This is a genomic window from Pseudomonas sp. Rh2, from assembly GCF_040762985.1.
Taxonomy (GTDB): domain Bacteria; phylum Pseudomonadota; class Gammaproteobacteria; order Pseudomonadales; family Pseudomonadaceae; genus Aquipseudomonas; species Aquipseudomonas taiwanensis.
This window is the reverse complement of the sequence record NZ_CP142890.1, coordinates 4,979,753-4,992,771: the sequence shown is the minus strand read 5'-3', so window position 1 is coordinate 4,992,771 and position 13,019 is coordinate 4,979,753. Positions and strand designations below refer to the sequence as shown.

The 13,019-nt window shown below is 63.5% G+C and carries 11 protein-coding genes; 6 read left to right on the top strand and 5 right to left on the bottom strand.

From position 1 onward, the window contains the following. Positions 1-26: 26 nt before the first annotated feature. Positions 27-2,114 (bottom strand): phosphate acetyltransferase, encoded by a 2,088-nt coding sequence (gene pta, locus VXM67_RS22770; RefSeq protein WP_023382316.1) that lies wholly within the window; start codon positions 2,112-2,114, stop codon positions 27-29. A 31-nt stretch (positions 2,115-2,145) separates the two neighbouring features. Next, positions 2,146-2,484 carry a DUF3565 domain-containing protein gene (locus tag VXM67_RS22765; protein WP_104881259.1) on the bottom strand — a complete coding sequence of 113 codons (339 nt, stop codon included), beginning with the start codon at positions 2,482-2,484 and terminating at the stop codon, positions 2,146-2,148. On the opposite strand from VXM67_RS22765, the gene VXM67_RS22760 reads away from it, so the two are divergent. From VXM67_RS22760 to VXM67_RS22750, 3 genes are all read left to right on the top strand, one after another. Continuing rightward, positions 2,448-2,933: a peptidylprolyl isomerase gene (locus tag VXM67_RS22760; protein ID WP_023382314.1), complete on the top strand. Its 486-nt coding sequence runs from the start codon at positions 2,448-2,450 to the stop codon at positions 2,931-2,933. The two genes, VXM67_RS22765 and VXM67_RS22760, sit on opposite strands and share 37 nt — an antisense overlap. 145 nt (positions 2,934-3,078) lie before the next feature. After that, a complete protein-coding gene (locus tag VXM67_RS22755; RefSeq protein ID WP_023382313.1) occupies positions 3,079-3,561 on the top strand; it encodes a glutathione peroxidase in 483 nt (160 codons plus the stop codon). 181 nt (positions 3,562-3,742) lie between these two features. After that, complete coding sequence (locus tag VXM67_RS22750; protein ID WP_023382312.1) at positions 3,743-4,846, top strand: NADH:flavin oxidoreductase; 1,104 nt, start codon at positions 3,743-3,745, stop codon at positions 4,844-4,846. Here VXM67_RS22750 and VXM67_RS22745 read toward each other — a convergent pair. Next, positions 4,815-6,017: a glycosyltransferase family 1 protein gene (locus tag VXM67_RS22745; protein ID WP_027907453.1), complete on the bottom strand. Its 1,203-nt coding sequence runs from the start codon at positions 6,015-6,017 to the stop codon at positions 4,815-4,817. The genes VXM67_RS22750 and VXM67_RS22745 overlap by 32 nt on opposite strands. A 178-nt stretch (positions 6,018-6,195) precedes the next feature. Between VXM67_RS22745 and VXM67_RS22740 the strand changes: the two genes are divergently transcribed. Next, on the top strand, positions 6,196-7,512 hold the full coding sequence (locus tag VXM67_RS22740; protein ID WP_023382310.1) for a PAS domain-containing methyl-accepting chemotaxis protein: 1,317 nt from the start codon (positions 6,196-6,198) through the stop codon (positions 7,510-7,512). A 74-nt stretch (positions 7,513-7,586) separates the two neighbouring features. On the opposite strand, the gene cysZ is transcribed toward VXM67_RS22740, so the two are convergent. Continuing rightward, positions 7,587-8,315, bottom strand: a complete 729-nt coding sequence (gene cysZ, locus VXM67_RS22735; protein WP_023382309.1) for a sulfate transporter CysZ — start codon at positions 8,313-8,315, stop codon at positions 7,587-7,589. Positions 8,316-8,643: 328 nt separating this feature from the next. Here cysZ and trxB point away from each other — a divergent pair, with 328 nt between their 5' ends. After that, entirely contained in the window at positions 8,644-9,606 is a 963-nt protein-coding gene (gene trxB, locus VXM67_RS22730; protein WP_023382308.1) for a thioredoxin-disulfide reductase, read from the top strand. Positions 9,607-9,692: 86 nt separating this feature from the next. Here trxB and nadC read toward each other — a convergent pair whose 3' ends face one another. Continuing rightward, positions 9,693-10,541: a carboxylating nicotinate-nucleotide diphosphorylase gene (gene nadC / locus VXM67_RS22725; protein WP_027907452.1), complete on the bottom strand. Its 849-nt coding sequence runs from the start codon at positions 10,539-10,541 to the stop codon at positions 9,693-9,695. A 242-nt stretch (positions 10,542-10,783) separates the two neighbouring features. Between nadC and VXM67_RS22720 the strand changes: the two genes are divergently transcribed. Next, entirely contained in the window at positions 10,784-12,958 is a 2,175-nt protein-coding gene (locus VXM67_RS22720) for a DUF1631 domain-containing protein (protein WP_023382306.1), read from the top strand. The last annotated feature ends 61 nt before the right edge of the window (positions 12,959-13,019 follow it).

Below are 13,019 nucleotides of genomic sequence, written 5' to 3'. Positions count from 1 at the left end.
CGGGGCTGCCATGCAGCCCCTTCTCTCTAGCGCACCACGCTGGCCTGAATCGCCGTCAAGGCAATGGTGTGCACGATATCGTCCACCTGTGCTCCACGCGGCAAGTCGTTCACCGGCTTGCGCAACCCCTGCAGCATAGGTCCCAGGCTGACCCCGTCGGTGCTGCGCTGCACCGCTTTGTGGGTGGTATTGCCGGTATTCAGGTCGGGGAATACGAATACCGTGGCACGCCCGGCCACTGGGCTTTGCGGTGCCAGCTGACGGGCGATCTCGGGGTTGGCTGCCGCGTCGTACTGCAGCGGGCCGTCAATCAGCAGGTTACGTTCGACGCTCTGTGCCAGGCGTGTCGCTTCTCGCACTTTTTCCACTTCATCATCGCTCGCCGAATCGCTCGAATAGCTGATCATCGCAACCCGTGGCGCGATGCCGAACGCCTGCGCGGATTCGGCGCTCTGCCGGGCAATTTCGGCCAGTTCGCTGGCGCTGGGGTGCGGGTTCATCACGCAATCGCCGTACACCAGCACCTGGTCGGGGAACAGCATGAAGTACACCGAGGACACCAGGCTGGCGCCCGGGGCGGTCTTGATCAGTTGCAGGGCAGGGCGGATCGTGTTGGCGGTGGAGTGCACCAAGCCAGAAACCAGGCCGTCGACCTCATCCAGTGCCAGCATCATGGTGCCGATCACGACCGGGTCCTCCAGTTGCTGCTCGGCCATGGGCGCATTGAGGTTCTTGCTCTTGCGCAGGTCGACCATCGGTTCGACATAGCGCCCGCGGATCTGTTCCGGGTCGAGAATTTCCAGGTCCGCCGGTAGGCTGATGCCCTGCGCGCGGGCTACCGCCTCGACGTCCTCGGGTTTGGCCAGCAGCACGCAGCGGGCGATGCCGCGCGCCTGGCAGATGGCAGCCGCCTGCACCAGCAACGGCTCGGCACCTTCGGGCAGCACGATGCGCTTGTTGGCTTGTTGGGCGCGTTGGATCAACTGGTAGCGGAACACCGCGGGTGACAGGCGCAGCTCGCGCGGGGTACCGCAACGCTGGTGCAGCCAAGCGGCGTCGAGGTGGCTGGCCACGAAGTCGGTGATGAATTCGGCGCGCTCGCGGTCATCCACCGGTATCTCGCGGTTCAACGAGTTGAGCTGGTTGGCGGTGTCGTACGAGCCGGTGCTGACCGACAGGATCGGCAGGCCAGCCTGCAGGGCGCCACGGCACAGGCCAAGGATGCGGGTGTCTGGCTTGCTGTCGCTGGTCAGCAACAGCCCGGCCAGGGGGACGCCGTTGATCGCCGCCAGGCTCACTGCGAGGATGATGTCGTCACGGTCGCCTGGCGTGACCACCAGGGTGCCCGGCGTCAGCAAGGGGACGGTATTGGCCACTGTGCGGGCGCAGATGATGATCTTGTTCATGCGCCGCTGCTCGTAGTCGCCGGCGTTGAGCACTTGCGCACCCAGCAGCTCGGCCACGTCGCGGGTGCGCGGGGCATTGAGCTCGGGCTGGTAGGGAATGCAGCCGAGCAGTCGGAAGTCATCGCCGCGCAGCAGGGGCGAATGCTCGCGAAGGCGCGTGGCGAACTCGGCCATGCTCTCATCGGTTCGCACTTTGTTGAGGATCACCCCGAGCACTTTCGGGTCGCGTGGGCCACCGAACAGCTGGGCTTGCAACTCGACGCGGCCGGAGAGCTCGCTGAGCACTTCGTTTTCCGGCGCCGAAACCAGGATCACTTCGGCGTCCAGGCTCTTGGCCAGGTGCAGGTTGACCCGCGCCGCATAGCTGGCATGCCGGGTTGGCACCATGCCTTCGACCACCACCACGTCATTGCCGACGCAAGCTTGTTGGTAAAGCCGGATGATCTCTTCCAGCAGTTCGTCCAGCTGGCCGTCGCCGAGCATGCGTTCCACATGGGCCAGGCTCAGCGGAACAGGCGGCTTGATGCCGTGGGTGCGGGCCACCAGCTCGCTGGAGCGCTCGGGGCCGGTATCGCCCGGATGAGGCTGGGCAATGGGCTTGAAGAAACCCACCTTCAGCCCGGCGCGCTCCAGGGTGCGCACCAGGCCCAGGCTGATGGAGGTCAGGCCGACACCAAAGTCGGTCGGCGCAATGAAAAATGTCTGCATGCGTGCTTCTCGAAATAAGCGGTGCAAGGAATCAACGGCCAAGGGTAGCGCTATCGGCCCCCTGTGCGCACCAGCCGCAGGCGAAAGCCTGTCCGATGTGCTGTCGCCTTTGTCCGGCGTCGAGCACCCACGGGCGAGCCTGCCAAGGGGGTTGGTGGCGCAGATGTTGGGTATGGCCGCAGGAAAGCTCGACCACCCAGTGGCCTTCTTCGTCCTGGTGAAAGCCGGTGATCCGACTGATGGGCCGCTCCTGGTCCGCGGTGCGTTCGCATTCGGACGGTGCCTTGGTTACACTGGTGTCCTCTACATACTTTTGCAAAAGGTCGTGCCCCCATGCTGATCGCCGCCAACAAGGCTGTCTCCATCGAATATACCCTGACCAACGACGCCGGTGAGGTCATCGACAGCTCCGTCGGCGGCGCGCCGCTGGTGTACCTGCACGGTGCCGCCAACATCATCCCGGGCCTGGAAAAAGCCCTGGAAGGCAAAGAGTCCGGTGACGAGCTGGCCGTTGCCATCGAGCCGGAAGAAGCCTACGGCGAATACCTGGCCGAGCTGGTCAGCACCCTGAACCGCAGCATGTTCGAAGGCGTCGACGAGCTGGAAGTCGGCATGCAGTTCCACGCTTCGGCGCCGGACGGCCAGATGCAGATCGTCACCATCCGCGACATCGACGGCGATGACGTCACTGTCGACGGCAACCACCCTCTGGCTGGCCAGCGCCTGAACTTCAAGGTCAAGGTCGTCGACGTGCGTGACGCCAGCGAGGAAGAGATCGCTCACCGTCACATCCATGGTGAAGGTGGCCATCACCACTGATTTTCTGCGCTAAGCTCAGAAAGTCGCCAGGCGCTCGGGCAAGCCGACCAGCCTTCCCAACGGAAGGTGGACGGCTTGAACGAGCGCCTTTTTAGTGGGCGGGTTTCGCCCCAGCGGCAACCAGGAACCTCAGAGGGGATTTATCATGAGTGCATTTCACGACCTGACGTTGAAGGCGTTGAACGGCGAGGACCTGCCCCTGGCCCCGTTCAAGGGCCAGGTGGTGCTGGTGGTCAATGTTGCCTCCAAGTGTGGTCTGACGCCGCAGTACAAAGCCCTGGAGAATCTTTACCAGGACTACAAGGACAAAGGTTTCAACGTGCTTGGCCTGCCATGCAACCAGTTTGCCGGCCAGGAACCGGGCAGCGAAAAGGAGATTCAGGCGTTCTGCAGCCTGAATTACGGCGTGAGCTTCCCTTTGGGAAGCAAACTCGAAGTAAACGGGCCGCAACGTCACTCGTTGTATCGCCTGCTGGCGGGCGAGGGCGCCGAGTTCCCGGGGGATATCACCTGGAACTTCGAAAAGTTTCTGGTGGGCAAGGACGGGCGTGTGCTGGCCCGGTTCGCACCGCGTACCGCGCCGGATGATCCGTCCGTGGTGCAGGCCATCGAGAAAGCGCTGGGTTGAAGTCTTCATCGACGGCAGGCCGGCTCCGACAGAGGACCGCGCAGGTCCTGTGGGAGCCGGTTCGCCGGCGATGAGGCCGGTACCGGCGATACCCCAGAATCACCCAGATCAATAATACTGGGCCAGGCCTTCCTCTCCCCCTAACCTCAGGCGCAATTCCTCCCCAGACGGACGCGCCCCCATGTCAACCAACCCGCTGTTCCAACCCTTTACCTTCGGCGCCCTGCAGTTGCCGACCCGCGTCGTCATGGCCCCCATGACCCGGACCTTCTGCCCGGGTGGCGTTCCTCACGATGGCGTCGTCGATTACTACCGCCGCCGCGCGGCCGCAGGTGTGGGGTTGATCATCACCGAGGGCACCACAGTGGGTCACCGGGCGGCCAATGGCTACCCCAACGTTCCACGTTTCTACGGCGCGGATGCCCTGGCGGGTTGGAAACAGGTGGTCGATGCGGTTCACGCCGAAGGCGGGCGCATCGTGCCGCAGCTCTGGCACGTGGGCGCGGTACGCCGCCTGGGTACCGAGCCAGATGCCAGTGTGCCGGGCTACGGGCCGAGCGAGAAGGTAAAAGACGGCCAGGTGCTGGTGCATGGAATGACCCATGACGATATCCGTGAGGTAATCAGCGCTTTTGCCCAGGCCGCCAGCGATGCCCAGGCCATTGGCATGGATGGGGTGGAGATTCACGGTGCCCATGGCTACCTCATCGACCAATTCTTCTGGGCCTCCAGCAACCAGCGCGAGGATGAATACGGCGGCGACCTGGCCGCCCGTTCGCGGTTCGCCATCGAGCTGATCCAGGCAGTACGCGCCGCGGTCGGCCCGGACTTTCCGATCATCTTGCGTTTCTCGCAGTGGAAGCAGCAGGACTACAGTGCACGACTGGTAGACACCCCGGAGGCCTTGGGCGCTTTCCTCAAGCCGTTGTCCGAAGCCGGTGTGGATATCTTCCACTGTTCAACTCGACGTTTCTGGGAGCCTGAGTTCGAAGGCTCTGAACTGAACCTGGCGGGTTGGACCCGCAAGCTCACCGGCAAGCCCACCATCACCGTGGGCAGCGTCGGGTTGGAGGGGGAGTTTTTGCAGTTCATGGTCGACACCGACAAAGTGGCCAAGCCGGCCAGCCTCGAAGGGCTGTTGCGTCGCCTCGGCGATGAAGAGTTCGACCTGGTGGCAGTGGGTAGGGCGCTGCTGGTGGATGCCGAGTGGGCACTCAAGGTCCGCGAGGGGCGTGAGACGGAGGTACTGCCCTTTAGCCGCGAGGCATTGTCGACCCTGGCTTGATCGTCAGCGCAGGGGCTGTCGCTAGCGCCTGGTTGCAGGCGCTTTGCAGGTGCGCCTCGAACTGCTCGACAATCGCCGGCCAGCCCTGACGGCTGGCATGCTGGCGAGCGTTCAGGCGCACACGGCGCAGGGTTTCGTGCTCTTCCAGCAACCAGCAGGCAGCGTCGATGAAGGCGGCCTGGTCTCCTGGCATGGCCAGGGCGCCGCTGTGACCATGGCGAATGTGCTGGGCGGCGGCGGCCTCGTCATAAGCAACCACCGCCAGGCCGGAAGCCAGCGCTTCGAGCACGACATTGCCAAAGGTCTCGGTCAGGCTCGGAAACAGGAACAGGTCGCCACTGGCATAGTGTTCGGCCAGGGATTCGCCTCGTTGCGCGCCGCAGAAGACGGCCTCCGGCAGTTGCTGCTCGAGGGTTGCTCGCTGTGGGCCGTCACCCACCACCACCAGGCGCAGGCGCAGCTGTGGATAAGTGTTCTGCAAGGTTTGCAGGCAGGGCCGCAGCAGGCCGAGATTCTTTTCCGCGGCCAGTCGCCCGACATGCAGGACTGCAATGTCATGGGGCCCCAGCCCCCAACTGTCGCGCAGCGCCTGGCTGCGTCGCGCCGGGTTGAACAGGCAGGCATCGACGCCCCGGGCCATCAATGCCAGGCGTTCGAACCCCCGGCGCTCGAGTTCAAGCTGCTGGCTGGCACTGGGTACCAGTGTGGCGGCGGTGCGCCGGTGGAACCAGCGCAGGTAATGGGTCAGCAGCCGTGCCAACAAGCCCAGCCCGTACTGGCCGGAGTACTGCGGGAAGTTGGTATGAAAGCCGCTGACGACCGCGATGCCCAGGCGCCGCGCTGCGCGCAAGGCGCTGAGCCCCAGCGGCCCTTCGGTGGCGATGTACAGCACGTCCGGGCGCAGTTTGCGCCAGCGGCGCCACAGGGTATGCATCGATACTTCGCCCCATTGCAGCCCAGGGTAGCCGGGCAGGGCCCAGCCTCGACACAGCAGCAGGTCCTGGTCACTTTCGTCACGACCATCACCGGCCTGGCGTGGCCGTACTATTTCCACCTGATGGCCGCGTTGCCGAAGCCCTTCGCTCAAGTGGCCAAGGGTATTGGCCACACCGTTGATCTCGGGTGGGAAGGTTTCACTGACAAGGGCGATGCGAAGGGCTGGCATATTCATGACAAAAAGTTTCCGCCTGCTTCATTGCGCTCATGTGACGATGAAGTGACGCACGGATGACGCCTGATTTCCGGCGACGCCGGCGCTGTGAATATTTCGTTGCAAAGTGCTCAAGAACCGTGGACCTGTAGCCGATGCAGATGCATTCCATCATGGGTCGCGCTCCGGGAGAGCGGTGATGTTCAACAGAAAGCTCAAGAAAGAAATCCAGCAGTTGCGCGAGGACCTGTTGTCCATCGAGCAGGTCAAGTGCAGCCTCGACAGCGAGATGCTCGTGCTCCAGCTCGACCCCCAGGGACGCATCGACGCGGTCAACAGCAACTTCGAAAGCGAGATGCTGTACCGCAGCGAGCAGTTGATAGGACGCAATATCGAAGAGATCGTCCCCGCGCACGTGAAGAAGCTTGATTTCTATGAGCGGATGAAGAACGCCATCACCCGTGGCGAACACCTCAACGGCGCTTTCCGGCTGCTGCGTGGCAACGGCCAGGAGGCCTGGCTGCGTTCGATCCTGCAGCCGGTCAAGGGCAGCGATGGGCGGATCAAGCATTTCACCATGCACTCCAGCGACCTGACCCGCACCATCGAAACGTCGCGCGAGCACGAGAGCCTGATCAACGCGCTGATGCGTTCCACTGCCGTGATCGAGTTCAACCTCGATGGCTATGTGTTAACGGCCAACGACCGCTTCCTGCAGTCGGTGGGCTATAGCCTTGAGCAAGTGCGTGGCAAGCACCACCGTATTTTCTGCGAGCCGGAAGAAGCGAACTCTACGGCGTACCAGGCATTCTGGGAAAAACTGCGTCGTGGCGAATACGTGGCCGACCGGTTCAAGCGTGTCGATGCCCACGGTCGGGTGGTCTGGCTGGAAGCTTCCTACAACCCGATCTTCGACGCCCAGGATGTGTTGTACAAAGTCGTGAAGTTCGCCACGGTGATCACCGACCAGGTCAATCAGGAACTGGCGGTGGCCCAGGCGGCCGATATTGCCTACAACACGTCGCTGGAGACGGACTCCAGCGCGCGCAAGGCCACTGACGTGGTGACCCAGTCGGTAAGCGTGATGCGGGGCCTGGAAACGTCCATGCAGGAGGCTGCCGAAGGGATCAAGGCGCTGGACACCCAGTCGCGGGTGATCGGTTCGATCATCAAGACCATCAGCGACATCGCTGGCCAGACCAACCTGCTGGCCCTCAACGCCGCCATCGAGGCAGCCCGCGCAGGCGAGCAGGGCCGAGGCTTTGCCGTGGTAGCCGACGAAGTGCGTCAGTTGGCCTCGCGCACCAGTACCGCCACCGAGGAGATCGCCAGGGTCGTGCAGCAGAACGAGCAGCTTGCCCAGGCCGCGGTAGAGATCATCGACACCAGCAAGCGCCAGGCAGAGCAGGGGCTGGCGCTGGCGGCCGATACCGGTGGGGTGATCGTCGAGATTCAGGAAGGGGCGAAGAAAGTGGTGGATGCGGTGGGGCAGTTCTCCAGCCAGCTCAGCCACTGAGTCAGGCGCTCGGCTCCCGTGCGGTTTGCAGGAGCCTGCTTGCCGGCGATGCGCCGCTTTGCGGCGCCTTGAGCTCAATGACGCTCGCGCACCCAGAACAACGTAGCCCCCGCCACCGCCGCCGGCATCATCAGCACGTTCACCAGCGGCACCATCAGCGCCAGGTAAGTGATGCCGCCAAAGCCCAGCGACTGCCAGCGCTTGCTACGTAGCCAGGCGAGCATGTCCTGCCAACTCATCTTGTTGTTGTCCGCCGGGTAGTCGATGTACTGGATGGCCATCATCCACACACCGAAGATCAGCCACAGAGGCGCCGCTATCACGTTGACCACCGGGATCAGCGACAGGATGAACAGACCGATGGCCCGTGGCAGGAAGTAGCCCAGCTTGCGCATTTCGCGGCCAAGGGTTCGCGGCACCATCGCCACCAGCTCGCCCCAACTGAACGGCGGGAAGGTGTCTTGGCCGCGGACCACCACTTCGACTTTCTCGGCGAGAAAACCGTTGAACGGCGCGGCGATCACGTTGGCCAGCATGGTGAAGGTGAAGAACACCATCAACACCACGAGGGCGACGAACAGTGGCCATAGAATGTATGTCAGAAAACTCAGCCACTCAGGCAGGGTCGGCATCAGGGCGTCGACCCAGAGGCTGAACTGATGGCCTGCGAAGTAGATCAGCCCGCCGAACAGCAGCAGGTTGACCGCCAGGGGCAGCAGCACGAATAACCGAAGGTTCGGGCTCAGCACCAGTTTCAACCCTTCGCGAAGGTACTGGGGACCGGAAAGGACAGGGGCTTGCATCGGGACACTCCGCACAGAGGGAAAACGCGCTGACCTTACCGAGTTTGCGGCGCCGACGAAAGGCGGACGGTGGTTGGGAAACCGGCTGTAACAAAAGCGCCAGGTGTTTTCCTTCGTCGAAATTGGGGTATAGAGGATGCCTATGAGGTGGATTGTCGAAGGATATTTCCTTAATCTCTGCGACCTCGCTACAGTGCGCTCAACTTTTCAGGTTTCGGGCCTGCGCGATGTAGCACTTCCCCAAGTGTTGCGTAGGTCCTTTTAATTTCAGCTGCGCAGCTGGTACACCGATACCGGCCCTGTGCGGCCGGCTCGACAGGAGTTCGACATGTCCGAAGTACGTCATTCGCGCGTCATCATTCTCGGTTCCGGCCCTGCCGGTTACAGCGCCGCGGTCTATGCCGCCCGCGCCAACCTCAAGCCCCTGCTGATCACTGGCATGCAGGCCGGTGGCCAGCTGACCACCACCACCGAAGTCGACAACTGGCCGGGCGACCCCCACGGCCTGACCGGCCCAGCCCTGATGCAGCGCATGCAGGAGCACGCCGAGCGTTTCGAGACCGAAATCGTCTTCGACCACATCAATGCCGTCGACCTGGCCAACAAGCCCTACACCCTGCAAGGTGACAGCGGCAAGTACACCTGCGACGCACTGATCATCGCCACCGGCGCCAGCGCTCGTTACCTGGGCCTGCCGTCGGAAGAAGCCTTCATGGGCAAAGGCGTTTCTGCCTGCGCTACCTGCGACGGGTTCTTCTACCGCAACAAGCCGGTAGCGGTGGTGGGCGGTGGCAACACTGCCGTGGAAGAGGCGCTGTACCTGGCCAACATCGCCAGCAAGGTCACCCTGGTGCATCGCCGCGATACCTTCCGCGCCGAGAAGATCTTGGTCGACAAGCTCAACGCCCGTGTCGCCGAAGGCAAGATCGAGCTCAAGCTCAACGCCACGCTGGATGAAGTGCTGGGCGACAACATGGGCGTCACCGGTGCGCGCCTGAAGAACAACGATGGCAGCAGCGACGAAATCAAGGTCGACGGCGTGTTCATCGCTATTGGCCACACCCCGAACACTTCGCTGTTCGAAGGCCAGCTGACCCTCAAGGACGGCTACCTGGTGGTCAACGGCGGCCGTGACGGCAACGCCACCGCCACCAATGTCGAGGGCGTGTTCGCGGCCGGCGATGTGGCAGACCACGTTTACCGTCAGGCCATCACCTCGGCCGGCGCAGGCTGCATGGCAGCGCTGGACGTCGAGCGCTACCTGGATGGCCTGGCAAACGCCTCGCACTGATCGCAGGGCGTTTCACGACCGAACCGGAAGGGGGCTGCTAGGCAGCCCCTTTTCGTATCTGGACTTTTTACAGGCTCAACCGCCTCTTACAGGCTCAACCGCATCGACAGGTCGACCGCCTTCACATCCTTGGTCATCGCACCAATCGAGATGTAGTCCACGCCCGTCTCGGCAATCACCCGCAGCGTGCTCTCGTTCACCCCGCCGCTGGCTTCGAGCTTCGCCTTGCCCGCCGTGATCCGCACCGCTTCACGCATCTCGTCCAGGGTCAGTTCGTCGAGCATGATGATATCGGCCCCGGCATCAAGTGCCTGACGCAGCTCGTCCAGGCTCTCCACTTCGATCTCCACCGGCTTGCCCGGAGCGATGCGATGCGCCGCCGCCACGGCTTCGGCGACGCCACCACTGGCGGCGATGTGGTTTTCCTTGATCAGGAAGGCGTCGTACAGACCGATGCGGTGGTTGTAGCAGCCACCACAGGTGACCGCATATTTCTGCGCGAGGCGCAGGCCGGGCAAAGTCTTGCGGGTGTCGAGCAGGCGTACCTGGGTATCGCTCACCCTGTCGGCCAGCGCCTGCGCGCGGGTAGCGACACCCGACAGCATCTGCAGGAAGTTCAGCGCCGAGCGCTCGCCACTCAGCAGCGAGCGTGCCGGGCCTTCGAGGTGGAACAAGGCCTGGTTGGCCTTGGCCCGCTCGCCATCGGCAACCTGCCAGTGCACGGCCACCCGCGGATCGAGCTGGCGGAACACCGCATCGACCCAGGCAGTGCCGGCGATCACGCAGTCTTCGCGGGTGATGATGGTGGCCTTGGCCAGGCGCTCGGCCGGGATCAGCTGTGCGGTGATGTCGCCACTGCCGATGTCCTCCAGCAGCGCACGGCGCACATTGGCTTCGATTTCGGCAGTCAGGTCGGCGAGGCGTAGGTTCGGCATGTTCGGCTCCACAAGCTAGGTGCCGGCGATTATAGGGCAGGGGGACGGTGTGTACAGCCGCCTTGCAGGTGACCTTTGGTCAGGTGCGCCGAGCATTCGCTTCAACCCATGGTCTTTACCCTGCGATGCAATGGATGCTGGCAGAGGCCCGCTTTTTTACCGATAATATCGACCAATATTTGGCGTCATAGCTTTGACGATTTTCGCGCTAAGACTTGAAAACACCCAGCAAGGAGTCAGGGATGCAAAAAGAAGGCAAGGTGGTGCCCTTGGCGGCGGCCATCGATCGTGGCGTGCGTACGCCTTTGCCTTGCCTCCCCATGTTGCTGCTGCAGGTACGCGACAAAGCTGCCTTGCAGTTGCGCCAGGCCCTGCAGGACTTGTTCGACAATGCCGACGACACCCTTTTCGAAATGGCGGACAAGGCCGCTGAGCGTTTCGACCAGAACCTGTACTTCGAAGCGATGCGCGACTTGCGGCTCAAGCGCAAGAGCATCGAGCGCGGTTTTCTCGATATCTACCACGATGCCTTCGCGCGCCTGGGCCGGGTCGACCCCTTGGCTGGCCTCAGTCAGCCTGACAGCCCGCGCGGACAGGCGCAGCTGGAGCGGGCCGCCGCGGTCGATGGCATGATCGCGCGGGTGCTGTCGCGCGATGGCCTTGCGCTGGGGCAACTGAACCTTCGGTTCCAGACTTTGCTTGGCCATGCGCTGGACGACTGGCACAACCCGCTGGAGCCTGGCGCGCTGTGCGGCTACTTCCTCGACGCCGGGCGCAGCCTGGGGGTCGGGCTGCGGGTCAAGCTGGTGCTGTTGAAGTTGTTCGAACGCTACGTTCTGCGTGACATCGACGTGCTATATGGCGAGGCGAACCAGTTGCTCGCCGCGGCAGGCGTGCTGCCCGACCTGCAGCCTGCGCCGCGCCGCCGGGCAGAAGATCGGCAACGGGCATCCCGGCGTGCGTTGGCAGCCGAGGTCCGCGAGGATGTTACCGGCCAGAATGCGGCCGGTCAGGCGTTCTTCGATTCGTTGCAAGGCCTGCTGGCACCCGAACGCGGGCGGTTCGCGCCGCGCTTGCAAGCGGTGGCGACTGCCCATCCGATCAGCACCGCCGACCTGTTGCGCCTGCTGTCGCACCTTCAACAGTACGTACCGGCCACCTACGAGCCTGAGGACTTCGTCCTTGGCCAGCAGCTCGAGCAGCTGTTGTTGCGTGTCAGTGTTCGCAGCGGTACCCGCAGGCGTATCGCCACGGCCGACGAAGACATGATCAACCTCGTCGGCCTGCTGTTCGACTTCATCCTGGCTGACGACAACTTGCCGCCATCCCTGCGCGCATTGCTGGGCCGTTTGCATATACCGGTGCTGAAGGTCGCGCTGCTCGACAAGGGCGTGTTCAGCCGGCCCAGCCATCCCGTGCGGCGCTTGCTCAACGAATTGGCCGCTGCCTCGTTCGGCTGGGATGCCCATGCGCAGGGCCTGCGCGACAGCCTGCATCTGCGTGTGGAGCGCATCGTCCAGCGGCTGCTGAACGATTTCACCGACGACGTGGGTCTGTTTGCCGAACTGCTGGAAGACTTCGTGACGTTCAACCAGGACGAACGGCGACGCAACGAACTGCTTGAGCAGCGCACCCGCGATGCCGAGGAAGGCCGTGCGCGTGCCTTGCAGGCCCGACAGCAGGTGCAGCAGGCGCTCAATCAGCGCTTGCGCGGGCATGTATGGCCGCAGGTGGTGGTGCAGATGCTGGTGCAGTCATGGAGCCAGGTGATGATGCTGGCATGGCTCAAGCAAGGCGAGGCGTCCCTGGCCTGGGTCAACGCTTTGGCAACCTTGGACGCATTGCTGGCCAGTATTGCCCCCCACCACGGGCCGCGGGCTTGTGAGCGCCTGTTGCAGCAGGTGCCGGGGCTGCTCAAGGCCCTGCGCGACGGCCTGGCGGGCGTGGCGCAGGATTCGGCCGCCACTCGCGAATTCTTCCTTGCCCTGGAGCGGTTGCACCTGCGTGCTTGCGCCGGGGGAGAGCCGTCTACAGTCGACGACGATCCGGCCTTGGCAGAGGTGCTGGTCGGCGACGACATCGTCTTGTCGATTGCCGAAGAACCGGCCTGTGCGCCCTTGCGTCAGTCCGATGGCCTGGCCATGCACATGCAGCAGGTCCAGCGCCTGCGTATCGGCAGCTGGGTCGAGGTGTTCGATGACGAGGAGCCGCTGCGCTGCAAGCTGGTGGCGCGCATCGACGGCACTGACCGCCTGGTGTTCGCCAACCGCACCGGAATGAAAGCGCGCGAGTGGAGCACGGCGGGCCTGGCACAAGCCCTGCGCCATGGAGAAGCCCGCCTGCTGGACGACGGCCAGCTGTTCGAGCGGGCGCTCGAGACTGTCCTGGACCGCTTGCGGCAGCAACACGCCCACTGAAACGGCCCGCTGGCCAATCGTCACAATGATTTACATGCACCCGGTGTCGGTGGCAGGGCAT

Coding starts and splice junctions, on each gene's coding strand:
- pta (WP_023382316.1), bottom strand. CDS start 2,114: ATGCAGACATTTTTCATTGCGCCGACCGACTTTGGTGTCGGCCTGACC.
- VXM67_RS22760 (WP_023382314.1), top strand. CDS start 2,448: ATGCTGATCGCCGCCAACAAGGCTGTCTCCATCGAATATACCCTGACC.
- VXM67_RS22755 (WP_023382313.1), top strand. CDS start 3,079: ATGAGTGCATTTCACGACCTGACGTTGAAGGCGTTGAACGGCGAGGAC.
- VXM67_RS22750 (WP_023382312.1), top strand. CDS start 3,743: ATGTCAACCAACCCGCTGTTCCAACCCTTTACCTTCGGCGCCCTGCAG.
- VXM67_RS22745 (WP_027907453.1), bottom strand. CDS start 6,017: ATGAATATGCCAGCCCTTCGCATCGCCCTTGTCAGTGAAACCTTCCCA.
- VXM67_RS22740 (WP_023382310.1), top strand. CDS start 6,196: ATGTTCAACAGAAAGCTCAAGAAAGAAATCCAGCAGTTGCGCGAGGAC.
- cysZ (WP_023382309.1), bottom strand. CDS start 8,315: ATGCAAGCCCCTGTCCTTTCCGGTCCCCAGTACCTTCGCGAAGGGTTG.
- trxB (WP_023382308.1), top strand. CDS start 8,644: ATGTCCGAAGTACGTCATTCGCGCGTCATCATTCTCGGTTCCGGCCCT.
- nadC (WP_027907452.1), bottom strand. CDS start 10,541: ATGCCGAACCTACGCCTCGCCGACCTGACTGCCGAAATCGAAGCCAAT.
- VXM67_RS22720 (WP_023382306.1), top strand. CDS start 10,784: ATGCAAAAAGAAGGCAAGGTGGTGCCCTTGGCGGCGGCCATCGATCGT.